Genomic DNA, 23102 nt, shown 5'->3' with positions numbered 1-23102 from the left:
TATTACTTTAAAATAATTTTCTTTTTGAAGATACCATTCTCCGTTTTAATTTCTAAAAGATAAACGCCATTGCTAACGCTTACAGGTATGAAAATATTTTTCCTGGTGCGATACATTTCATGTTTAACCTCCTGACCAAGCATGTTATATATTTTAACATATGAAACAAAAGTATTCACTTTGTTGATTACCCTGATTTCAGAAGTCTCTGTATCATAGTAAGTAATGAAGTCATTGGAAAGCGTATTGATCTCATCTGAACCTAAAGATTGACCTGACGCTTGAAATACCAATTTAAATCTGTCATTATAGACTCCCTCTTCCAAGTAAATTTCAAATGGTTCCTCATTTATCTGAAAGGTTTCTCCCGTTACATTATCTTTTATGTATAAAGAAGGATTAGGTTCTATATTTTCCAGAGCATCAACCCTTATTCTGGCAATCCCACTGCTTTTAACTATAAGCCCTAACAAAAACTCCTGAGATTCATTGAATTCATCAACTCCCTGAATTACAAACTTGTCGCCATTTATATTCCAGTACATATCCTCTTCACTGACATCCACCATAAAAGCATCATATCCTAAATCAAAATCTAATGACGCCTTCATATGAGCCCCTAATACCAATTGCCTATGGTACCCGGAAGGAGAATGGTAAATCAATCTAATTATAGGAGTATCATCTTTAGTATTTTCAATTTCCTTATTAGTAACACCTTTTCTCTTAGCAGGCTTTAAAAACAAAGATGTTGAACCATTTTCTGTTGCAAACACACGTTGGCTGTTTTTAAACATAATATCTCCTCCATCTACAACATCGATCGGTGTTCCATTGTTATCATCAAAGCCATCCAATGCAGTGCTAACAAAAAAGCCTTGATTTACAGGAATGTATTGCCCCGGAACTTTGGTTCCTGTGGCAGCACTCCCTCCATTGGAGGTATTATTAATTCGTGCGTCATTCGAAATAGCAGCCGCTCCACCCGTTAAATTTCGCGTAGCATAACCACCAACATAATCTTTCAAATTATGCGAGTTCTCTTCTCCAAAATGATCCCAAAAATATAAAGCGCCATTGAATATGGTTCCCGTTGCATTGTTACCGCCATCTGCCGTACTCATATTATCAAGAATAAACGCTGTAGCATCAATAGCTGATGGGTATGGATTACCAATTAGGCGATCAACATCTCCCGAAGTTTTATCAAGTTCTAAAATTATATCCCCATTATTGGGCAAGCCTTCAAACACGTAATTTTGCTGATTGACAATTGAAACTGAGCCTGAAGTCCCTTTCATTGTGAACCCTTCTCCCGGGAGTAACGATGATGTTTCATCAATCTTTTCCCAGGCGTTATAATCGTCATCATCACCATAAAACTTATACATCCAGTAAGAACTGACAGTTCTGGCAAACCCCGGAGGTGGCGGTGTACCATCACTGGCATTAGGAGAAGCATCAAAAGTCAGATCCTGGTAAAGCCCTGAAATGGTTCCATCGTGCAAGACTCCTGATATAGTGTGATTAGCGTTAGTGCTGGACACACCTGTACCACGTGTAGCGGTATTACCGGACCTTGGCCCTACAGAGGATGACCAATAATTATAATTAAATCCGTTGGCTGTGCCTTGTTGATCTCTTTCAATATAACCGCCGCTATCTGCGTCAATAATGCTCCCATCGGTTTGTATTAACTGAGACTCCCCAACCAGATCAATCACGCCGTCTAACTCTAAATAACCGGAAATAGTCAAAGCCCGACCGGAGTTTGTCTCATCCTGATCTTCTCCGGGATCAGAAACTGTTAAAGTCCCTGTAGTAGAGATAAGCCCCAGCAGGCTGATATTTCTGTCACCGGAACTAACATCATTGGTTAAATCAACAATATTCCAATCAATAGAAGTGGTACCATCCAGTCCCGTAGTGTTAGGAATGTATAAATTATCATAATTCAACCAGGTTGTATTGGTATCCCAGCTGGAATCCCCATCGGTTTCATACGGCAATGGTGCCGATACTATTTGTGATGATTTGATTTCATGAGGTGTGCCATCTATACCATAACCGGAACTATCAAATGCGGTATTGGAATCCAATGGATAATACCCCCGCAAATTAGTCCATAACAACCCTCCGGAAATATTTACCGGTAGTGTCATACCTTTAACATTAGTGGTATTTTCCTCTATATGCTGATTCATCATCTCCCTTATTTGAGTAGCTGTTAAGGCTACATCCCATACCCGGGCTTCCTGAATAGCACCATTAAAAAAATTAACGTTTATCGGTGTTGTTGCGTAATTCGCCGTTTCTGCTCCTATTTTAAAATGTTGCGGTACATCTAATGGAGCTGCTGAAGGAGCCCCTGATATCACTTCAATACCATCTAAATATAATCTTGCCGTAGTACCGTCATAGGTGGCTGCAATGTGATGCCACTCATTATTCGGAATAGCGTATGGTGACGTTACGTTTAGCACTTCACTATTGGCATTGTCATACCAGGTCAAGTTAGGATAGCCATTATCTATGGTTAAATGATAGCCTGTTTTTAAAGTCAGATCCGTATTTCCTTTAGATATAATTGTGCCCTTAGCAACGGTTGCTTCCTGTAACACCCAGGATTCTAAGGAAAATGAACTTGTCAAATCATGATTATCTCCAAAGTCAATATACTCATCAACGCCGTCGAAATCAACCAAATAATCAATAACATTTATGGAATAGTCTTCTACTTCACCATCAAAACCGGAATCACAACTTGACGGATAACTTTGCCACTTTGTGGCAACACGCATTTCAGTTAAACCAATTTCAGCATTTGCAGGTACTGTTATTGATAATGGGGAATTTGATGTCAGGCCGTCTACCACGTTTGTGGCAGACCCTAAATCATATGCTTCTCCGGCATCATCATAATCTCCATCATTATTCCAATCTATCCAGGCAATGGTAAACACCTGAAAATTCCCGTCTGTATTTACCCTTACCGTTAAATCATGTGTTGAATTTTTATAAACATTAGTGGATAAATTGGTAAAATCTTCATAGGCGTTATCCTTTGGTATCTCATTGTCTGCATTACTAATGGTATTAAACGATACGAATGTAACACTGGTGTTATAATCTGTACTTCCGTTGGAGCTGCAATACTCGCCTTTTCCCTGAATAAGAAAAGTGTATGGGTTTTCATCAGAATCATTATTTGCTATAGAAACCATTGCTAAATGTGTCCCTGATGTGGTGGGGTCATAGGTAATACTAAAAGTGGTACTTCCGGCTGCGGCAATTGGAGTGGACGGATTAGCAACCAAAGTAAAATCTGCCGTACTACCTATAATTACTATATATGGGCTGGGGTTGTCTAAAGTCAAATCTGTGCTTCCTAAATTTTGAATGGTATAAGTACGAGTTACTGAGGTTACCCCGGAAGCTTCAACTTCTCCAAAATCGGTATGATCACTTAATGAAATAGCTGTATTTCCATCTAAAATACTGATGCCGTTTCCTAATACATTCATTTCAGGGCCAGGATATGTAGTTTGTAAAGCACTTAAATCAACAATTTGTATTTCATGAGATACTGTATTACCACTTCTATGCACCCAATGAGCCGCCTCTGTAGTTGAATTTAAGTAATAATTTCTCCACCCCCTCCCATAAGCGGTTCCGTTACCACTGGATGTTGTTGACCCAACAATAAATGCTTGATTTACATCTGTAAGCCCCGCAGCTGTTATGTCAATAGTTGTTTGTCCTGCACTATTTGTTGTATTTTGGAACCTGGTAACATTAAGCCCTGAATTCGTCAAGACATGTACAAAATGCCTGTTAGTACCTGCAGAATCATGATTGCTATGAAAAACCCAATCTACACTTTGATTGTTTGACCCTGGTTCCAAAACCGGCCATAAATCTGATATGTTGTCATTGGCACCACTGGCTCCGGTATCGGCTCTAAAATGCCCAAAAATTACGGCATCGCTCCAGGAAGATACATTTGTTGCAGAACCCGTACCGGCAGATCCATCCCGCAAAGTTATAGTCCCGGTATCAGCATTTACAGCTCCTGAATCACCATGTAATACCGTCCAATTTGCTCCGGTAAATTCCACAACAGTTATATAAATCGTTACATTATTTCCATTGGAACCCTTCTGTACTCTTAGTGTAGTGGCATTTTCCAAATAAGCCACTGCCGTACCTGAATCCGCATCATTACCGGTAGCATTATTAATAATTCCCGTAATGAAAGGAATACACTTATTGGCATTAACAACACCTGATATAGCCTGGGTCGTGCTATTGGTAGTACCATTGAGAGCAATAGCATACCGTCCTCTTACAATAAATTCATTATTACCATTGGCTGCTCCAATATATTCCCATAAAGAGCTATTAAACCTGGCATCTCTACTATCAGATCCTGAAGCTCTGTAATAAGTTAAGGTATTAACGCCGGTAAGTTGCCTGGCCCCGGACATGTCGTCACCTTCTTTGTTTCCTGAATGCGTGTTTGGACCTCCGTGTGTTTTACGATTATTATTAGCTAATTCCACAACGCTATTTAAAGAACCGAGCGTTGTAAATGACGTATTGGTTCCGCCTGTATTCCCTACTTCATCCTGAATATGCTGAACCTTAAAATCAGCCGTTTGGGAAAAAGCCAAGTGAGCAATTCCCATAAATAGAAGCAATAGATGGAATTTTATTTGATTCGAGAGCAGATCAATCCCCATGTATTATAACGACCTTTAAAAGGTCTTATTTTTTTGTTTGAGAGTAATAGCAATTATAATTCAACGATACAAATCTAACATTTTTTAACAAATTGTAAAAATAATTCTACTTTGGCAAGAAATATGATGGTAATAATTGTGTGTTTTTAAAATATGTTTAAATTTATTCATTGACACAGTTGCATTTTTAACGCTGTATGCCTTAAATAAATGAAAAAGATTATCTTATTTACCTTGATTGTATTTCCATTAGTGGTATTGGGTCAAGCCAATAAACTTTACCGAAAAGCCCTGAGAACTGTTGATTTAAATGAAAAGGTAAACCTTCTTGACCAGGCTATAGCCATAGACCCTAATCACCTTGATGCCTATTTTCAAAGGGCTTTGGTAAAAAATGATTTAGGGGATTATAGTGGAGCCATTGTAGATTATTCCAAAATAATTCTAAATAAACCGGATGCTGATAGTTATTTTAACCGGGGAAATTCCAGGTTCAGCTTAAAAGATTTTGTCGGTGCCAGGAACGATTATGCCAAAGCGTATGAATTGGACTCTAATTTTATTGATGCCCTATACAGTTTAGCATGTGTAAAATATGATTTAGAAGACTATAATGGTGCCATAGAAGATTTTAATAAGGTTTTGAAAATAGCTCCTAATTTTCCGGAAGTTTATATGCTCAGGGCTGCATCGTATAAAGCTCTTAATAAGCTTAAAAAGGCCTTAGAGGATTACACCTTAGCCATCTATATTTCACCTAATGCGAATACGTATTACAACCGTGGTGTGTTCTATATGGACATTAATTACTATGCAAAAGCCAATAGAGATCTCACTAAATCGATTCGAATAAACAGTAACAATACCTTTGCCCACTTTTATAGAGGGGCTTCGTTTATGCTCCTGGGAAAATATCAAAATGCCATTGAAGATTTTTCCAATGCACTGGTATTGGATTCTATGGATTTTGATGCCCTTTTAGGTTTAGCCTTAACGTATTATAAAATGAACGACCTCTCAAAAGCGAAACTTCATTTAAATAAAGCGAATGCCATTTTAAACCCTGACGGCAAAACCAATAACCTGGATATTTATAAAAACACCTATTGGTATCAAAACCAATATTACTTCTTTGTGAACAACATTCAGGCGTTAGAAAAAGCTGTTCAAAACTAGCCCCTAAACTTCAACGGTAAGTACACCAATTTCTTGGTTTCAAAGAAGTCTTCAGAGTAATAATCGGATAAATTATAGATAGAAGCGGTGGTATAACTTTTAAGCTCTTCCTCCAAATCACCGCCTTTCAAATAAAGAATACCATTTTTTAAATCGTGGTTTTGTTTTTTAGCAATTTTACCTTTTACCCAATGCACAAAAGTTGGCATGGCAGCAACGGCCCTGCTTACTATAAATTCGTATGTATCATCTATTGCTTCCACCCTACTATGGGTGGTCTTTACATTGGTTAATCCCAAACCATCAACTACCTGATTGACTACTTTTAACTTTTTTGCAATGCTATCGACCAAATGGAAAGAGCATTCCGGAAACATAATTGCCAATGGAATTCCCGGGAAACCACCGCCCGTACCAACATCCATTATTTTCGTACCGTCCTTAAAGGTTATTAACTTTGAAATAGCCAAAGAATGCAACACATGGCGCAAATAAAGTTCATCTATATCCTTACGGGATACCACGTTTATTTTTAAGTTCCAATCTTGATAAAGTGCCTCTAATTTTTCAAATTTTGAAATCTGGTCATCAGTAAGATCCGGAAAATATTTTAAGATGAGTTGCATTCTGTTAAATTTTCAACAAAAATATGTTTTTTATGTGCATATTTTTATAAAAAAACGTTACTACTTAAGTTGGTTTATACCTATCTTTGCCCGTTGTAAACTATAAACCTTGTTAAGGATAAGATAAATTCATAGTATGACGAAACAAACCCTTTCATTTTCCAGAATAGATTCTGCAAAGTTTTTTAGGACCTTAAATAAACGCGTTAACAGTTACTTTAAAGACAATAATATAAAACGTACCGGAAACTGGGAATTATATACCAAAGCTATTTTTATGTTTGCCGTATTTATAGTTCCGGTAGTTCTAATCCTTACTATAAAAGATCTTCCTGGTTGGGCACAGGTGTTATTAATGATCACTGTGGGTATTGGTATGGCAGGTGTAGGTATGAATGTTATGCATGATGCTAATCATGGCTCATTTTCCAGTAAAAAATGGGTTAACAAATTAATGGGAAGCAGTATTTACATATTAGCCGGAAACGATTATAATTGGAAAGTACAACACAATGTTTTACACCATACATACACAAACATTCAAGGACATGATGAAGATATTGATGCCGGTAGAATCATTAGATTTTCCAAACATGCCAGATGGTTTAAATTTCATAAATACCAAAGGTTTTATGCCTTCTTTTTATATGGTTTCCTAACTGCAAATTGGGCTATTACAACAGATTTTACACAGACGTATCAATATTTAAAGAGAAAACTGGCCTACGGTAAATTTCCTAATCCGGCTACGCAATGGACCAAACTAATCATTGGAAAGATTGTGTATTATGCTATTTGGATTGTTTTACCGCTAGTCTTAGGTTTTGCCTGGTGGCAAGTTTTAATTGGTTTCTTTATTATGCATTACACTGCGGGATTAATTTTAAGTGTAATTTTTCAATTGGCACATGTAATGCCTAACACGGAAATGCCACTTCCCGATAAAGATGGTAATATGAAAAATACCTGGGCTATTCATCAGTTATTTACTACTTCAAATTTTTCTCCTAAAAGTTGGTTGGTTGGATTTTATACCGGTGGATTAAACAGACAGGTAGAACACCATTTATTTGCTAATATCAGCCATATTCACTACAAAAAAATAGCTAAAATAGTCAAGGAGACCGCACAGGAATTCAGTTTACCATACAATGAGTACAACACATTCTGGAAGGCTGTAGCAGAACACTACAATCAATTAAAAATACTGGGAAGAAACCCTGGCCTTGCATAAAACATATAATTTACCTTATAAATAACTAATTAAAATGAGCTTACTATCTGACAGAATTTTAAATATGTCAACGTCTGCAACTTTAGCTATGGCAGCTAAAGCGAGAGAACTTAGAGGAGAAGGAAAAGATATTATCGGATTAAGTCTTGGAGAGCCAGATTTTAAGGTACCCGATTTTGTAAAAGAAGCTGCCATTGATGCTATAAACGAAGGGTACAATTCATATACACCTGTTGATGGTTACGGCGATTTAAAAGATGCTATTATCACTAAATTTAAAAGAGATAATAACTTAACATATACGCCTTCACAAGTTGTGGTTTCTACCGGTGCCAAACAAGCTCTTTTTAATGTTGCCGGGGTGATGCTTAATGATGGTGACGAAGTCATTTTGCCATGTCCGTACTGGGTAAGCTATTCTGATATTGTAAAATTATTTGGTGGAGTTCCTGTAGAAGTTAAAACTTCTATAGATACTGATTTTAAAATGACTGCTGAACAATTAGAGGCTGCCATAACGCCTAAGACAAAAATGATGTGGTTTAGCTCACCATGTAACCCAAGTGGGTCTGTTTACAGTAAAGAAGAACTACAAGCCTTGGTTGACGTTTTTGCAAAACACCCTGATATTTATGTGGTTTCAGATGAGATCTACGAACATATTAATTACGGCCAGGGCCATGCAAGTATTGCTGAGTTTGAAGCAATGTACGATCGTACCATCACTGTAAATGGTGTTTCTAAAGCCTTTGCCATGACCGGATGGCGTATTGGATTTATTGGTGCCCCTGAAAAAATAGCCAGAGCCTGTAACAAATTGCAAGGCCAAACAACCAGTGGTGCCAACTGTATTGCTCAGCGTGCAGTAATTACGGCATTAAACGAACCGCCATCACGTATTAAATATATGATTGACGAGTTTAATGTACGCCGTGATTTAATTTTAGGCTTACTAAATGATATTGAAGGCTTTAAAAGTAATACCCCCGGAGGTGCTTTTTATGTATTTCCCGATGTAACCCACTTCTTTGGAAAAACATTACGAGATAAAAAAATAAATAATGCTACGGACTTTTCGCTTTATTTGTTAGAGGAAGCTTTAGTTGCCACAGTTACCGGTGATGCTTTTGGAAACCCGGATTGTATTAGAATTTCTTATGCGGCTTCGCAAGATCAAATTATTGAAGCCATTAGAAGAATTAAAGAAGCTGTAAGCTAAGACAATAAATTTATATTTAAAAAAGCCACTAAATTTTAGTGGCTTTTACTTTTTATCCCTTGTGGTAAACTACAACTACAAGGTATAAATAACAATTGAGTTAGTCTATGCTCAAAAAATCCTTTTTACTCCACTATTACTTTTTTGTATTCAACGCCTTTCCCTTGTCCATACACCATTCTTAAAATATAAACACCGGCTTCCAATCCGGAGGTATCTATAAGGGCATCCCGGCTAGATCTGGAAAGCGTTCTTTTTGCACTTGATTTTAGTACGTCCTGCCCATTCATATTACGCAACGAAAATTGCATATCATGCAGTCCTTGCTTTTTAATAGTCTTAATATCGGTTTCCGCATTTAAAGCAATCTTTATTATGTCATTAGGCGCATCAGAATAAACCATGTAATATCCCCAACCACATCCTGATCCTACGGGAATATATAAGGTCATGTTTTTAGATTCACCACATTCGTTTGTAATAGTGGCAAAAATATAGGCATCATTATAAAATTGTTCTATCTGGGCGCTACAACCATTCTGAGAAAGGACCTGACCATTATTTGGGTTCCAGTTCACAGTCATATTAGTACAAACTACACCATCAATCCAAACCGAAAACGGCTGATTAAGGCAAATCTCCCATGGACCAACGATAGTAGCTGTAGACACTGATGGCGCATCAATCACTTTAACACTTTCTTTTTTGACTTCTTTTGTAACGCAACCGTTATCCAGTACAAATACAATATCATATTCTCCATTTTGGCCATTCTTAGGGTCAATAGAAATAGTCCCGCTTTGCCCATTGTCAATAGTTGTTGTCACAGAATGAAATTCGCTAGCTGCATTGGTTCCCTGATCATGATGCCTTACTTCAATGGATATTAGCTCAGTATTTTTAATATTCCCGGAAAACGAATAGGTCACCTCGGGGTCGTTAGAACACATAGTATCAACCCCTCCTGTTATCTGTGGATTTCCCCAGTCAATTTGCCCTGCACACTTTGCAAAATAAGAGAAAGCCGTGTCGCTGGTCCCAAACCCTGCATATACATGTCCAATCAGTGCATGCCTGAACAAAGGTTTGTCGGTCCATTTAGAAACCCAATCCCAGCCCCTTCCCTGTGGATCCGGTGAAAAATCGGCACTGTGGCCGGATCCCATATTATATATATCCTGGTGAAGATTATAAAAAACCTTATCGGCCAGGTGTTTTTTTGAATAAGCCAGTTTTTTGTAACTATTATCACCACCATAAACAGCATCTAAATATTTTCTCACGGCTCCCATAGAATCATCAGGTGCTTCATCATGGTCCATCCAGTATTTTGCCGTGGTCCCACCGGGTTCCGAAACATGGAAAGCATAATAATGGCAATTGTACAGCCTGGAAGCAGGGCCTATAATTTCGGCATGCCAGTTTTTATCGTCAATTTCATCATTCCACTCATCTTCCAAATCCTGAATTTCTGTTGCACTGTATTCGGCGCCTTTATCATATACATAAACATTCGTGTTATTTGGTGTTTGTACATAAATGGATTGAGAAAACCCTATAGTAGGTATCAGGGATAACAATAAAAGTGCGGGCAATTTTTTCATAAGGTGTTTAGTTTAAAAGGTTGATGTATAAGCTATTATTAAAGTTACTTATAATTTCAACACAAACTATTTCCGCCTTTTAAAATTGTGGTTTTTCCACATTCCCTTAAACTCAATAAAACAAAAAAGGCTGCTCCCGGAAGCGGCAAATAACCGGAAAATGTTGTACTTCAACTTGATTCAGTACAAACGTTTTGCCTAAAGGGTTATAATAGCTCTCTAAGTTCTTTTGTGGATTTCTGCCAAAGTTTATCTTGAGCCCTTCGTCCCGGTTCAGGACGGGCTAAAGTTGAAAGGTAGGAATGACAAAATGAATACGGAAAGCTCGCCCTGTTTTTAAAACAGGGAACTTCCTAAAAATATTTTACTAAGAAAATATAAGGATGAGAATAATTACGAAGGCACAAACTTTTAAAGCAATGGCCATACCCGGAGTAAATTGGTATTGTCTGTTTTTAATGCGTTGCTTAATACCAAAAAGTGAATGCGAATTCTTGTTGCAAAAATTGCGCTTTACGATTTTTTTATACGATGAATTTAATAAGCCTTCCGGTTCAAAATCTTGTTCAATTAGTACTGTTTCCATGATGAATAATTTTATTAGTTTGTATAAGTATGACGCATAATCAATAATTTTGTTACACTAACTACTTAAAGATCAAATAAAAACAAGTATAATAAAGTAAATTCATCATTAAAAAAAAGCTGCCAAACCAGGGTTCAGCAGCTTTAAAATTGAATTGTTACATTAAAAAATAAAAGCCCTTATTAAATTTTAAATAACAACGTACAAATAACAATAATTTAACAATTGCTTTGATGTGGTTTTACCACATATTTTTCTTACGCTCATGGAATGCCGTAAAACTATTTATACTTTTGGATATTGACAATACTTCGCACTATTTTAAATATAGTACCTCATGGGAATAAGAGAGTTAAACTTATTAATAATTGAAGATCATAAAATCATAGCTCATGCTTATAAAAACATTATTGAAGAAATAACTAACATTAATTTCAACATTGATTTTGCAGAAAATTGTGATGAAGCAGCAGACAAAATACAAGATGAAAAAACAGACATTTTTATACTGGATCTTCAACTTCCAATTTCGGAAAACGAACGTTTTATCTGCGGTGAAGATCTGGGCTTATTAATCAGGAAAGAAAATCCCAATTCTAAAATAATAATATTAACTTCAATTACGGATCAGGCAAGAATACTAAGTATTTTAGAGGAGTTACACCCGGAAGGGTTTATGGTTAAAGCCGATATTGATTCAAACGATTTGAAAACTGCCGTACTACAGGTTTTAAACGGAAAACAATTTTATAGTAAAACCATTGAAAGCCTTTCAAAGAAAACTACTATTAACGGTGTAACCATTGATGATTTTGATCGACAAATATTATATCACTTATCCATGGGTGAAAAAACCAAAAATCTTTCAAAATTCATACCGCTTTCCACACGTGCCATAGAAGTAAGAAAAACAAAACTTAAAACACTTCTTGATTCTAATAATGACCCCAACTTTAATCTGGTTAAAGAAGCCAAAAAATTAGGTTTTGTATAACTTATCGGTTCCGCCAGAAGAAAGGTGTAAATAAAATAAGTACTGTAAAGAGTTCCAAACGTCCAATAAGCATTAAAAAAGACGCCCACCACTTTGCCAATGGCGGTAAAGAAGCATAGTTATTCACCGGTCCGAAATCACCCAATGCTGGCCCAACATTACCCAATGTTGATGCCGACAGACCAATGGCAGATTTAAAATCAATCTGGAACATAGAAAACACCAAACTGCCAATTATAAATGACAGCATATACAGAATAAAGAATGCCAGTACATTAAATACAATAAACCTGTTAATAGCTTTTTTATTATAGCGCACCGGTACAATAGCATTTGGATGTAATGTTCGTTTGAATTCCAAAAATCCGTTTTTGATCAATATCAAATGACGCACCACTTTTACACCACCGGAAGTACTCCCTGCTGAGCCACCTAAGAACATAAGACCAAAAAAGAACACTACTAAAAAAGGGGTCCACATGGTGTAATCTGCCGTAACAAAACCGGTAGTGGTGATGATGGCCAATACTTGAAACAGCGAATGCCTAAAGGCACTTTCACCTTCACCTAAAACCATAGGATGTGCCACAGAAGACGCACTGACATCTGCTTTAAAATAAATGATAACCGCAGCAATAATGGTAAAAACAGCTATAAACTTAAAATAGAGTTTAAACTCTTCGTCCTGGATTATTTTTTGCACTTTGCCTTTAAATGCAAAATAACTCAATACAAAATTGGTCCCGGCCAGGAACATGAACAACATGATAATATATTGGATAACAGGCTGACCGTTCCAATGTGCGATACTGGCATTTTTAGTTGAAAACCCACCTGTTGAAAGCGTACATAAAGCATGATTGATGGCATCAAAAAATGACATTCCTGCCACATTCAACAGAATGGTTTCTGCAGCTGTATACCCAAAATAAATAAGCCATAAACGTTTGGCCGTATCCGTAATTCTAGGGTGTAATTTATCACCACTTGGCCCCGGGGCCTCGGCTGCAAAAAGCTGCATCCCTCCAATGCCCAGTAATGGTAAAATGGCAATGGCTAACACTATAATTCCCATACCGCCAATCCAATGGGTCAAACTTCGCCAAAACAAAATACCTTTCGGCATCGCTTCTATATCATTTAAAATAGAAGCTCCGGTAGTGGTATACCCTGACATGGTTTCGAAAAAAGCATTGGTAAACTCCGGAATACTTTGAGTTAAAACATAAGGCAATGTTCCGGAAAGGGACATAATCAGCCAACCAAAAGTAACCACAACATATCCTTCACGTTTATTTATTTCCTTTTTGTGCTTTCTGGTAAATAGCATACCAACTGCTCCAACCAGTAATGTAATGATACCGGCAAGAAAAATTTGGAACGTGACACCGTCTTTATAAAGTAAGCTTACTAAAGCAGACAGCAGCATAAAACCGCCATTAAACAATAGTAGTAAACCCAAAAAGTGAAAGATGATTTTATAATTAAGCTTCATTTGCCGGAACTAAAGGAACAATTTTTCAACGCGTTTAATAGACTTTAGCAAACAGCATACCACTACTCTATCCCCTTGCTGAATAACAAAATCACCAAGTGCAATCATACCTACGCCATCTCTAATAACACCTCCGATAATAGCGGTTCTTGGAAAATCAATAGATTTTATGGTTTTATTACAAACAGCTGATGTTTCTTTGACCTCAAACTCTAACAATTCGGCATTCAGGTTACTCAGCTTGGTCATGGCCACCACTTCCCCTCTACGGATATACCTGAAAATATTATTGGCCGCTAACAGTTTTTTATTGATCAATGTTTCTATGCCAATGGAATGAGACAGGTCAAAATAGTCCATATTTTCAACCAAAGCAATGGTTTTTTTGACCTCTTTGGATTTTGCCACCAAGCAAGACATAATATTGGTTTCGGAATTTGGGCCAACCGCAATAAAGGCATCCATTTCCCCTATATTTTCCTCATCCAACATATCAACATTGCGACCGTCACTATTAATTACCAATACTTTAGTGAGTTCTTCGGCTATTTCAAATGCTCTGTCCCTGTTACCTTCAAAAAGTTTTACGTTAAGCCCTTTTTCACTGAGGTCCCTGGCAGTTTTATAGGCAATTTTGGTTCCTCCAAGAATCATTACATTTTTAATTTCCCTATTCACTTTTCCTGTAAGCCTGCAGAGTTCATCAGCACCACCTTCAGAAGTGACAAAAACTACATTATCGCCCCGCTTAAACTTAGTATCGCCTCTTGGGATTATAGTGTATTGTGTACCGAAACGCTGAATGGCAATGGGTACAAAGTGAATTTCAGGAAAAATTTGGGCGGCTTCCTTAACAGATTTCCCAATAAAAGATGCCGTTTTGGAAAGTGTTAATCCCGCCATGGTTAAAGCACCATCTTCAAATTCGTAATTTTCATTGAAAGACGACTGCTTTAAGGACAACTCAATTTCGGCGGCAGCTAATGCCTCCGGAGAAATAAGTTCATCTATCCCAAATTTTGTAAAGCCAACTTCATCCTTATGATGAATAAATTCAGTATTTGTAATTCTTGCAATGGTTTTATGAGCTCCAAGTTGTTTGGCTAATACACAAACCGTAATATTAGTAGTTTCACTTGACGTTACGGCTATAAATAGATCTGCGTTATTTATACGCGCTTCTTTTAAAACAGCAATAGATGTAGCATCTCCTCGAACAACTCTAATGTCCAATTGTGCATCTGCGTAAGCCAAACTCTTTTTATTGGGGTCTATTAAGGTAATTTCTTGAGATTCGTAAGACAATAATTTTGCCAAATGAAATCCAACTTCACCAGCTCCAGCAATAATTATTTTCATTTCTGATTAATCATAAAAAGTAGAGCAAAAGTACATTAATTTTTTCATTTAAAAATTCACAAAAACTAAATGAAAAAATTTATGTATTAACAAAGCAATGCCCTGAGCTGGTCGAAGGGTGGTTCTTGAAGAAATATACTTTAAAATACACATGGTCATATCAAAATGGCACATTACAATATTTACTCAGGTATTTCTTTTTCATTTTTTAAAGTAGGAATAAATTATGTAGGTTTGCCAAAAATTATTGGTTTGTCAAAAATAAAACCTTATAAAGACAGCAGCTTAGGCAAGAAAGAACAGGTTACTAAAATGTTTGATAATATTTCGGGTGATTACGACGGATTAAACCGCGTGATCTCTTTCGGAATCGATGTCAAATGGCGAAAAAAAGTAGTTAAGCTTGTTAAAGAAACCAACCCCGAATCTATTCTTGATATTGCTACCGGAACAGGTGATTTAGCCATAAATTTAGCCGAAACCAATGCCTCTAAAATTGTTGGTTTAGACATTAGCAGTGGCATGCTGGATATTGGTAAGGAAAAAGTTAAGAAGAAAAGCTTGGAAGACAGGATTGAAATGGTTTTGGGCGATAGTGAACATATGCCTTTTGACGACAATACTTTTGATGCCATTACGGTTGCTTTTGGGGTTAGAAATTTTGAAACCCTGGAAAATGGCTTACAAGAAATTTACAGAGTACTAAGACCTAACGGCACTTTTGTTATTTTAGAAACCTCAGTTCCTAATAAGTCACCGTACAAACAGGGGTATAAATTTTACACTAAGAACATATTACCATTAATTGGAAAAATGTTCTCTAAGGACAGAAGTGCTTATAGATATTTGTGTGAATCGGCATCCGTTTTTCCATATGGTGAAGCTCTGAACAATATTTTACGTAAAATTGGGTTTATTAATGTTGAAGATTTTCCACAAACCCTTGGTGTGGCAACAATTTATAAATCATCTAAATAATAAATATGAAGCAGTTTTTTGCATTAATATTATTTTTATTTGCTCTACAAACCTCTAGTGCTCAGTTATTTAAGAAGGAAAAAGTAACCTATGATGCTAATCAAGGCAGAGGGTCTACGGATAATAACCTCCTGCGTTGGGGGTATTATTTAGGAGTTAGCAATTACGATTTTAACTTTGATTACAACGAAGATTTACGCGATATTTATGTTAGAAGAAACCCTGGATTTAATGTTGGTTTAATAGGCAACCTGCGTATTAACAGTTTTTTGGATTTACGCTTAGAGCCCGGTTTAATGATCACCAGCCGAGAACTAATTTATAGTCAAAGTCATTTTAACGGCATGACGGTTTCTGAAAACGATCTAACCAGAGAAGTTAAATCTACATACATACATGTCCCTTTATTATTAAAGGTTTCAACCAAACGAATTAATAACTTCAAGCCCTTTATTGTAGGTGGTTTTTCAACGGCTTTAAATTTATCCAGTAACGAAACCAATCCGGAAGATAACAGTAGCGGACAATTTAGAACTACAAAAAACAATATTTTTTACGAACTTGGTTTTGGTATAGATCTATATCTCTACAATTTTAAGTTCACCCCTTCCATTCGCGGTGTCTTTGGTATTAATGACGAGTTGGTTAGAGATAAAGACCCTTTAAGTCCCTGGACCAGTAACGTAGCCAGTATGAAAACCAGAGCTGTTTTTATAAACTTTACGTTTCAGTAGATTTCAGTTTTCAGTGAACAGTTACAGTTCTCAGTTTTATTTACTTCAAGCTTCTAGCTTCTCCTAAACTCACTCAACAAAATGGCTGTGGCCGAGGCAACATTTAAACTTTCGGTGACTTGAATATCTCCAAATCTCGGGATTGAAATTTTTTCTTTTATTAAGGCTTCAACACTACCTGAAATGCCGTTAGCTTCATTCCCCATAATCAAAACCCCTTTATCCGGGAGTTCCGATCTGTAAACATTATCGCCTTCCATATAAGCTCCAAAAGATGGTAACTCAGTATCATTTAAAAAGCCGACCAAATCAACATAACTAATATTAACTCTTGTAATAGAGCCCATAGTGGCCTGTATCACTTTCGGATTAAAACAATCTACTGTTTCCTTACTACAAACCAAATCTGAAATGCCAAACCAGTCACAAAGTCTTATGATAGTTCCCAGATTCCCGGGATCCCTAACATCATCAAGTGCCACAATCAATCCGTTTTGGGCTATTGGTTTTGACTCAGGAATTTTAAAAACCGCCAATGCTTTGTTAGGTGTTTTTAAAAAGCTGATTTTTTTTAATTCTGCCTCAGAAATTAAAAATTCATTTTTGGCATCAATGTTGAAGGTTTCAGTCGTATATAGGGCATGAAGCACTAAGTTAGATTGCAACAGTTCGTTTATTGTTTTAACACCTTCAACAACAAATAAACCATGCTGCTGTCTATATTTTTTTTGCTTTAAACTCGTTATTAGTTTTATCTGACTTTTAGATAGCATGTAATCGGTTTTATGTTATAAAGAAAATGAAAATATCCGGTTATAATTATCTAAGTTTAAAATTATTTAATTAAACAATTCAAATGAGCATAATCTCAAATCATTGCGGATTTAGGTGAGAAATGATTAAAATTCATGTGAATTACTGATTGTATCCAAATTTTTTGAAAATTTTCAGAAATCAAAAAATTTTAAACAGATGAAATAGTGTATTTTTGAGCAAGTTTTTGCGTACACTATTTCTGTTAACTAAAAAAGTGTAACCCAAATTAATTGTAGTTCCATTTGAAAAGACTTCTCTCTAAAATATTAGTTTTCTTATTATTTATTGAATGTTTTACGGGTTGTGAAGCTACAAAGCGGGTAGCAGAAGACGAATATCTGTTAACAGACAATACGGTCCTGATAAATGGCAAAAAAGAAAGTACCGAAACCATTAACAATTTAATATCACAAAGCCCCAATCGAAAAATTTTAGGAGTCCCGTTACGGTTACATTTATACAATTTAGCCCGGGAAAACAGAGATTCTTTATTTGAGGTTTGGCTGGACAAAAATCCAAAACGCAGAGAACGACTAACGAGAAAACTTTCTAAAAAGCAGATTGACAATTTAAAGGCATCATCAGTCGGGTTTAATAATTGGCTCAAAAGAACCGGTGAGGCTCCGGTAGTTTTAGATGAAGCCAAAACGAAAAAAACGAAAAGAAGACTGGAACTTTACTATAAGGCAAACGGTTGGTTTGATAATGATGTTTCTTATGAATTAAACAAAACAGATAACAAACGTGCCAGCGTAACCTATAATATTACAACCGGAGCACCAAAAATTATCGACTCTATTTATTCAACTATCAGTTCTAAAATAATAGACTCTATTTATAAATTTTCTGAGGAAGAAAGTATCCTTAAAAAAAATGCGCAATACAGAGATGTTGATTTGGTTAACGAAAGGGACCGGTTAACCGATGTATTTAGAAATTCAGGAGTTTATCATTTTACCCAGGAAAATATAAGTTTTGATGTTATTAGAAATAGTGAGAATGACGATGTAGATATTGATATTTTAATAAGTGACAGAGCTATAACAACACCGGATTCTATCAGAAGAGAACCTTTTAAAATTTATGATATCAGAGAAGTTAATATCATTACGGATTACACATTTGAAAAACGTAATCAACCTTTTCAGGACTCCATTAGATTTGGAGGATACAACTTGTATAGTTACGGGAAAATGCGTTACAAGCCAAGAGCCTTAACGGATGCCATTTTTATTACACCGGGAGATATTTTCAGAGATAGAGACCGAACGTTAACTTATAGACATATTAATCAGTTACGTACTTTTAAATATCCGAATATTGAATATGAGGAGAACTTAGATAATTCACTTTCCAGTACCATTAAGCTGGCTCCTTTAAAGAAGTTTAGCTTGAGCATGAGTACCGATATTTCGCAAAGCAATATTCAAACCGTTGGGTTTTCAGTAAATCCAAGCCTTCAAATCAGAAACATTTTCAGAGGGGCTGAAACCCTACAAGTTTCGGCCATTGGTTCTGTTGGTGCCTCAAAAGACAAGAACAATCCCGATGATCCGTTTTTCGATATTAATGAATTGGGGCTTGATGTTAAACTTACCATACCCCGGCTACTGTCACCATTTTATACGGAACGCATTATACCAAAACATATGTCGCCTAATACCAGGATCAGTTTGGCTACTACGGGGCAAACTAACATTGGGCTAGACAAACAAACGCTTAGTGGAACCATTAATTTCAATTGGTTTCCTAATAGCAAAAAAACAAATCGATTGGACCTGTTTAATGCCCAGTATGTTAGAAATCTTAATATTGATAATTATTTCGATGTTTATCAGAATTCGTTTGATCTTTTAAATCAAACTGCTAAGGACGTTAATTATACCATAGATGATTTAACTAAACCGGAGGGCGCCAATGCTTTTATAGATTATGCCTTAGGCTCCCCGACACCATCTGAAATTTCAGAAGATCAATTAAGAACCATTAACGGTATAGATGAAAGAAAAGAACGTTTAACGGAAGACAACCTTATCCTCTCATCCAGTTTCAGTTTTACCAATGATGGAAGAACCAATTTATTTGATGAAAACTTTTCAATCTTTCGTTTTAAAGTAGAATTTGCGGGTAACTTACTGGCAAATACATCAAAACTTTTAGGGCTTAAAAAAGATGAAAATGACCGCTATGAACTATTTAATGTAGCCTTCTCTCAATATGCTAAAACCGAATTCGAGTATACAAAACACTGGGATTTAGGAAGAAAGAATGTCATAGCCTTCAGAAGTTTTTTCGGTATTGCTATTCCTTACGGAAACTCCACCAACATACCATTTTCCAAGAGTTTCTTTGCTGGTGGTCCCAATGACAACAGGGCGTGGACAGCTTATCGCTTAGGCCCGGGAAGTTCTCAATCTGCTAACGAGTTTAATGAAGCCAATTTAAAGCTGGCCTTTAACATTGAACAACGCTTTAACATTTTTGAAAACTTAAACGGGGCTCTCTTTGTTGATGCCGGAAACATCTGGAACGTTTTAGACGATGTTGAAAATGAGAATGCTACCTTTACAGATCTTAAATCTTTAAAGGACATTGCTGTAGGCTCCGGTTTTGGCCTCCGTTATGACTTTAGTTTTTTTGTATTTCGTTTTGATGTTGGTTTCAAAACTTATAACCCGGTTTATCAGGATACCGGTAGATGGTTTAAAGATTATAACTTCTCCAATGCTGTTTATAATATAGGTATTAACTATCCTTTCTAGTAGTCTTATTAGTATTTCACACTATAACGTTTTAGTGTTATTTTCTCTTTATCAATGCAAAAAATCAGCCGTAATTATGTAAAATTTAATTACTTTTGGAGCCACTAATTACTAAATTAAATTTAAAACAGAAATGGGACATAATATTAAACCAGGAGTTGCTACGGGATATGAGGTACAGGAGATCTTCAAATTAGCAAAAGAAAAAGGATTTGCTTTACCGGCTGTAAATGTAATAGGTTCAAACACTATTAATGGAGTATTAGAAACTGCAGCAGCATTAAATGCTCCCGTAATCATTCAATTTTCAAATGGTGGCGCACAATTTAATGCAGGAAAAGGGTTAAGTAACGAAGGGCAAAATGCCGCTATTAAAGGTGCCATTGCAGGAGCAAAACACGTACATACCATGGCAGAAGCTTACGGTGTTCCGGTAATTTTACATACAGACCACTGTGCTAAAAAATTATTGCCCTGGATTGATGGCTTATTGGAAGCCAGTGAACAACATTTTGCGGAAACCGGCAAATCACTTTTCAGCTCGCATATGATTGATCTTTCCGAAGAACCAATTGAAGAGAACATTGAATTATGTAAGCAATACCTGGAGCGTATGAGTAAAATGAACATGACTCTTGAAATAGAATTAGGTATTACCGGCGGCGAAGAAGATGGTGTTGATAATACCGATGTTGACGATTCCAAACTTTATACACAACCGGAAGAAGTAGCTTACGCTTATGAAGAATTGAGCAAGGTAAGTGACCAATTTACCATTGCTGCTGCATTTGGTAATGTTCATGGCGTTTACAAGCCGGGTAACGTAAAATTAACGCCTAAGATCTTAAAGAATTCTCAGGAGTATATTTCTGAAAAATATGGCGTAGGCCATAATCATATCGATTTTGTTTTCCATGGTGGTTCCGGTTCTACAGTAGAAGAAATTAGAGAAGGCATTAGCTATGGTGTTATTAAAATGAATATTGATACAGATTTACAATATGCTTTCATGTGTGGTATACGTGACTACATGAGTAATAAATCAGATTATCTGCAAGCTCAAATAGGAAACCCGGAAGGCGATGATGTCCCTAACAAAAAATTCTACGATCCCCGAGTTTGGGTTCGTGAAGGAGAAAAATCGTTTGTAGAGCGTTTAAAGAAGGCCTTTGAAGACCTTAACAACGTAAACACTTTATAAAATCAATATTTTTAAATTTTATATACTAAGGTTCTGATTAATTCAGAACCTTTTCTTTTGCGTACATTTCAAAAAGTAATATGCGTGCATTATAATAAAAATACAATGGTGTTACCACAAAATTAAAAAAAGGTTTAATTTTGTCGTCAGGCTAAAATTTAAATTGTAAATCAATATGTCTTGGTTTAAAAGAAAAACAAAAGGAATAACCACATCTACCGAGGAGAAAAAAGATACTCCTAAAGGGCTTTGGTACAAAACGCCCACCGGTAAAATTGTAGATACAGAAGAGTTAGAACAAAACTTTTATGTAAGTCCCGAAGATGGTTATCACGTCCGAATAGGAAGTAAAGAATATTTTGAAATACTTTTTGATAATAATGAATTTAAAGAGCTGGATTCCGGTTTAGAATCTAAAGACCCTTTAAAATTTGAAGACACTAAAAAGTACCCGGATCGCTTAAAAACAGCCCAGGAAAAAACCAAGTTAAAGGATGCTGTAAGAACAGCTGTTGGAAAATCAAAAGGCAAAGATTTAGTGGTTGCCTGTATGGATTTTAGCTTTATCGGCGGTTCTATGGGAAGTGTTGTAGGTGAAAAGATAGCGAGAGCAGCAGACTATGCCTTAGAACATAATATACCTCTTATGGTGATCTCTAAATCCGGTGGTGCCAGAATGATGGAAGCGGCCTTGTCATTAATGCAACTCGCAAAAACATCCGTTAAATTGGCGCAATTAGCCGAGGCTAAAATTCCTTATATTTCTTTGTGTACAGACCCAACTACAGGCGGTACAACGGCTTCGTTTGCCATGTTAGGAGACATTAATATTAGTGAACCCGGAGCTCTAATTGGTTTTGCCGGGCCACGTGTGGTAAAAGACACCACAGGTCAGGACTTACCGGAAGGCTTCCAGACTTCAGAGTTTTTGTTGGAACACGGGTTCTTAGATTTTATCACTCTACGTAGAGACTTGAAAAACAAGGTGAATCAGTATCTAGATTTAATATTGAACCAACCTTTAAGAGCATAAAAAAAAGCGACCCATTTTGGTCGCTTTTTCTTTTTGACCATATACGCTTGCAAATCAATAAAAAAGCGTATATTTGCCGCTCGAAAGAAAGGCTTTCGAATACATAAAAATCATTTACAATAATATTAGCATGTATTTAACAAAAGAAATTAAAGAAGACATCTTCGCAAAACACGGAAAAGGAAAAAATGATTCCGGTACTGCGGAAGCGCAAATTGCGTTGTTTACGTACAGAATTAACCATTTAACCGAGCACTTAAAAAATAACAGAAAAGATTATAACACTGAGCGCTCTTTAGTAAAATTGGTAGGTAAGCGCAGAGCGTTACTAGATTACTTAACTAAGAAAGATATCTTAAGATATCGTGCCATAGTTAAAGAATTAGGATTAAGAAAATAATTAAAAGAGGCTTTCACAGCCTCTTTTTTGTTTAAATATAACTCTCACGAAAGAGTATAACTCTCGTAAATAAGAAGCTAATTATAGTTTTTCATTGGTCATACACAACAACTACACAACACAACGACCATTGTTTAATTAGA

The 23102-nt window shown here is 36.3% G+C and carries 17 protein-coding genes; 10 read left to right on the top strand and 7 right to left on the bottom strand.

The window, feature by feature from the left end; translation table 11 throughout:
• Positions 1 to 2 precede the first annotated feature (2 nt).
• Positions 3 to 4688, bottom strand: coding sequence for a LamG-like jellyroll fold domain-containing protein (locus tag Q0983_RS10660; RefSeq protein ID WP_299552591.1), 4686 nt, complete (start codon positions 4686 to 4688; stop codon positions 3 to 5).
• A 264-nt stretch (positions 4689 to 4952) separates the two neighbouring features.
• Between Q0983_RS10660 and Q0983_RS10655 the strand changes: the two genes are divergently transcribed.
• Positions 4953 to 5918 (top strand): tetratricopeptide repeat protein, encoded by a 966-nt coding sequence (locus Q0983_RS10655; protein ID WP_299552588.1) that lies wholly within the window; start codon positions 4953 to 4955, stop codon positions 5916 to 5918.
• On the opposite strand, the gene rsmG is transcribed toward Q0983_RS10655, so the two are convergent.
• The gene (rsmG, locus tag Q0983_RS10650) at positions 5915 to 6544 is read right to left on the bottom strand and encodes a 16S rRNA (guanine(527)-N(7))-methyltransferase RsmG (protein WP_299552585.1); all 630 of its coding nucleotides are present in this window, start codon (positions 6542 to 6544) and stop codon (positions 5915 to 5917) included. The genes Q0983_RS10655 and rsmG overlap by 4 nt on opposite strands.
• Before the next feature lie 136 nt (positions 6545 to 6680).
• On the opposite strand from rsmG, the gene Q0983_RS10645 reads away from it, so the two are divergent.
• A complete protein-coding gene (locus tag Q0983_RS10645) occupies positions 6681 to 7778 on the top strand; it encodes an acyl-CoA desaturase (RefSeq protein ID WP_299552582.1) in 1098 nt (365 codons plus the stop codon).
• Between the two features lie 34 nt (positions 7779 to 7812).
• Positions 7813 to 8997, top strand: coding sequence for a pyridoxal phosphate-dependent aminotransferase (locus Q0983_RS10640; protein ID WP_299552579.1), 1185 nt, complete (start codon positions 7813 to 7815; stop codon positions 8995 to 8997).
• A 125-nt stretch (positions 8998 to 9122) separates the two neighbouring features.
• Here Q0983_RS10640 and Q0983_RS10635 read toward each other — a convergent pair whose 3' ends face one another.
• Positions 9123 to 10601, bottom strand: coding sequence for a T9SS type A sorting domain-containing protein (locus tag Q0983_RS10635; protein WP_299552577.1), 1479 nt, complete (start codon positions 10599 to 10601; stop codon positions 9123 to 9125).
• A 367-nt stretch (positions 10602 to 10968) separates the two neighbouring features.
• Positions 10969 to 11187 (bottom strand): hypothetical protein, encoded by a 219-nt coding sequence (locus tag Q0983_RS10630; RefSeq protein WP_299552574.1) that lies wholly within the window; start codon positions 11185 to 11187, stop codon positions 10969 to 10971.
• A 337-nt stretch (positions 11188 to 11524) separates the two neighbouring features.
• Here Q0983_RS10630 and Q0983_RS10625 point away from each other — a divergent pair, with 337 nt between their 5' ends.
• Positions 11525 to 12181 carry a response regulator gene (locus Q0983_RS10625; protein WP_299552572.1) on the top strand — a complete coding sequence of 219 codons (657 nt, stop codon included), beginning with the start codon at positions 11525 to 11527 and terminating at the stop codon, positions 12179 to 12181.
• Between the two features lies 1 nt (position 12182).
• Here the strand turns inward: Q0983_RS10625 and Q0983_RS10620 are convergent, their stop codons facing one another.
• A complete protein-coding gene (locus tag Q0983_RS10620; protein ID WP_299552524.1) occupies positions 12183 to 13676 on the bottom strand; it encodes a potassium transporter TrkG in 1494 nt (497 codons plus the stop codon).
• Positions 13677 to 13685: 9 nt separating this feature from the next.
• Complete coding sequence (gene trkA, locus Q0983_RS10615) at positions 13686 to 15035, bottom strand: Trk system potassium transporter TrkA (protein ID WP_299552519.1); 1350 nt, start codon at positions 15033 to 15035, stop codon at positions 13686 to 13688.
• Positions 15036 to 15287: 252 nt separating this feature from the next.
• On the opposite strand from trkA, the gene ubiE reads away from it, so the two are divergent.
• Together ubiE and Q0983_RS10605 are read left to right on the top strand one after the other, a co-directional pair.
• Positions 15288 to 16013 carry a bifunctional demethylmenaquinone methyltransferase/2-methoxy-6-polyprenyl-1,4-benzoquinol methylase UbiE gene (gene ubiE, locus Q0983_RS10610; protein WP_299552516.1) on the top strand — a complete coding sequence of 242 codons (726 nt, stop codon included), beginning with the start codon at positions 15288 to 15290 and terminating at the stop codon, positions 16011 to 16013.
• A gap of 5 nt (positions 16014 to 16018) precedes the next feature.
• On the top strand, positions 16019 to 16747 hold the full coding sequence (locus Q0983_RS10605; RefSeq protein WP_299552514.1) for a porin family protein: 729 nt from the start codon (positions 16019 to 16021) through the stop codon (positions 16745 to 16747).
• Between the two features lie 53 nt (positions 16748 to 16800).
• On the opposite strand, the gene Q0983_RS10600 is transcribed toward Q0983_RS10605, so the two are convergent.
• The gene (locus Q0983_RS10600; protein WP_299552511.1) at positions 16801 to 17520 is read right to left on the bottom strand and encodes an RNA methyltransferase; all 720 of its coding nucleotides are present in this window, start codon (positions 17518 to 17520) and stop codon (positions 16801 to 16803) included.
• Positions 17521 to 17805: 285 nt separating this feature from the next.
• Between Q0983_RS10600 and Q0983_RS10595 the strand changes: the two genes are divergently transcribed.
• From Q0983_RS10595 to rpsO, 4 genes are all read left to right on the top strand, one after another.
• Positions 17806 to 20325: a BamA/TamA family outer membrane protein gene (locus Q0983_RS10595; RefSeq protein WP_299552508.1), complete on the top strand. Its 2520-nt coding sequence runs from the start codon at positions 17806 to 17808 to the stop codon at positions 20323 to 20325.
• Between the two features lie 133 nt (positions 20326 to 20458).
• Complete coding sequence (gene fbaA / locus Q0983_RS10590; protein ID WP_299552505.1) at positions 20459 to 21526, top strand: class II fructose-bisphosphate aldolase; 1068 nt, start codon at positions 20459 to 20461, stop codon at positions 21524 to 21526.
• Positions 21527 to 21701: 175 nt separating this feature from the next.
• On the top strand, positions 21702 to 22559 hold the full coding sequence (gene accD, locus Q0983_RS10585) for an acetyl-CoA carboxylase, carboxyltransferase subunit beta (protein ID WP_299552502.1): 858 nt from the start codon (positions 21702 to 21704) through the stop codon (positions 22557 to 22559).
• 130 nt (positions 22560 to 22689) lie between these two features.
• Positions 22690 to 22959, top strand: coding sequence for a 30S ribosomal protein S15 (gene rpsO / locus Q0983_RS10580; RefSeq protein ID WP_299552499.1), 270 nt, complete (start codon positions 22690 to 22692; stop codon positions 22957 to 22959).
• Positions 22960 to 23102 lie beyond the last annotated feature (143 nt).

The organism is Seonamhaeicola sp. (genome assembly GCF_028281565.1).
GTDB lineage: Bacteria > Bacteroidota > Bacteroidia > Flavobacteriales > Flavobacteriaceae > Seonamhaeicola.
Note: the sequence above shows the minus strand (reverse complement) of the source record. Positions and strands in the feature narration are given on the sequence as shown.

Bases quoted from the DNA above. Each gene is read 5' to 3' on its own strand.
- Q0983_RS10620 (WP_299552524.1), bottom strand. From the start codon at position 13,676: ATGAAGCTTAATTATAAAATCATCTTTCACTTTTTGGGTTTACTACTA.
- rsmG (WP_299552585.1), bottom strand. From the start codon at position 6,544: ATGCAACTCATCTTAAAATATTTTCCGGATCTTACTGATGACCAGATT.
- Q0983_RS10645 (WP_299552582.1), top strand. From the start codon at position 6,681: ATGACGAAACAAACCCTTTCATTTTCCAGAATAGATTCTGCAAAGTTT.
- Q0983_RS10630 (WP_299552574.1), bottom strand. From the start codon at position 11,187: ATGGAAACAGTACTAATTGAACAAGATTTTGAACCGGAAGGCTTATTA.
- Q0983_RS10625 (WP_299552572.1), top strand. From the start codon at position 11,525: ATGGGAATAAGAGAGTTAAACTTATTAATAATTGAAGATCATAAAATC.
- Q0983_RS10600 (WP_299552511.1), bottom strand. From the start codon at position 17,520: ATGCTATCTAAAAGTCAGATAAAACTAATAACGAGTTTAAAGCAAAAA.
- Q0983_RS10640 (WP_299552579.1), top strand. From the start codon at position 7,813: ATGAGCTTACTATCTGACAGAATTTTAAATATGTCAACGTCTGCAACT.
- accD (WP_299552502.1), top strand. From the start codon at position 21,702: ATGTCTTGGTTTAAAAGAAAAACAAAAGGAATAACCACATCTACCGAG.
- Q0983_RS10660 (WP_299552591.1), bottom strand. From the start codon at position 4,688: ATGGGAATTGCTCACTTGGCTTTTTCCCAAACGGCTGATTTTAAGGTT.
- Q0983_RS10635 (WP_299552577.1), bottom strand. From the start codon at position 10,601: ATGAAAAAATTGCCCGCACTTTTATTGTTATCCCTGATACCTACTATA.
- rpsO (WP_299552499.1), top strand. From the start codon at position 22,690: ATGTATTTAACAAAAGAAATTAAAGAAGACATCTTCGCAAAACACGGA.
- fbaA (WP_299552505.1), top strand. From the start codon at position 20,459: ATGGGACATAATATTAAACCAGGAGTTGCTACGGGATATGAGGTACAG.
- Q0983_RS10605 (WP_299552514.1), top strand. From the start codon at position 16,019: ATGAAGCAGTTTTTTGCATTAATATTATTTTTATTTGCTCTACAAACC.
- Q0983_RS10655 (WP_299552588.1), top strand. From the start codon at position 4,953: ATGAAAAAGATTATCTTATTTACCTTGATTGTATTTCCATTAGTGGTA.
- trkA (WP_299552519.1), bottom strand. From the start codon at position 15,035: ATGAAAATAATTATTGCTGGAGCTGGTGAAGTTGGATTTCATTTGGCA.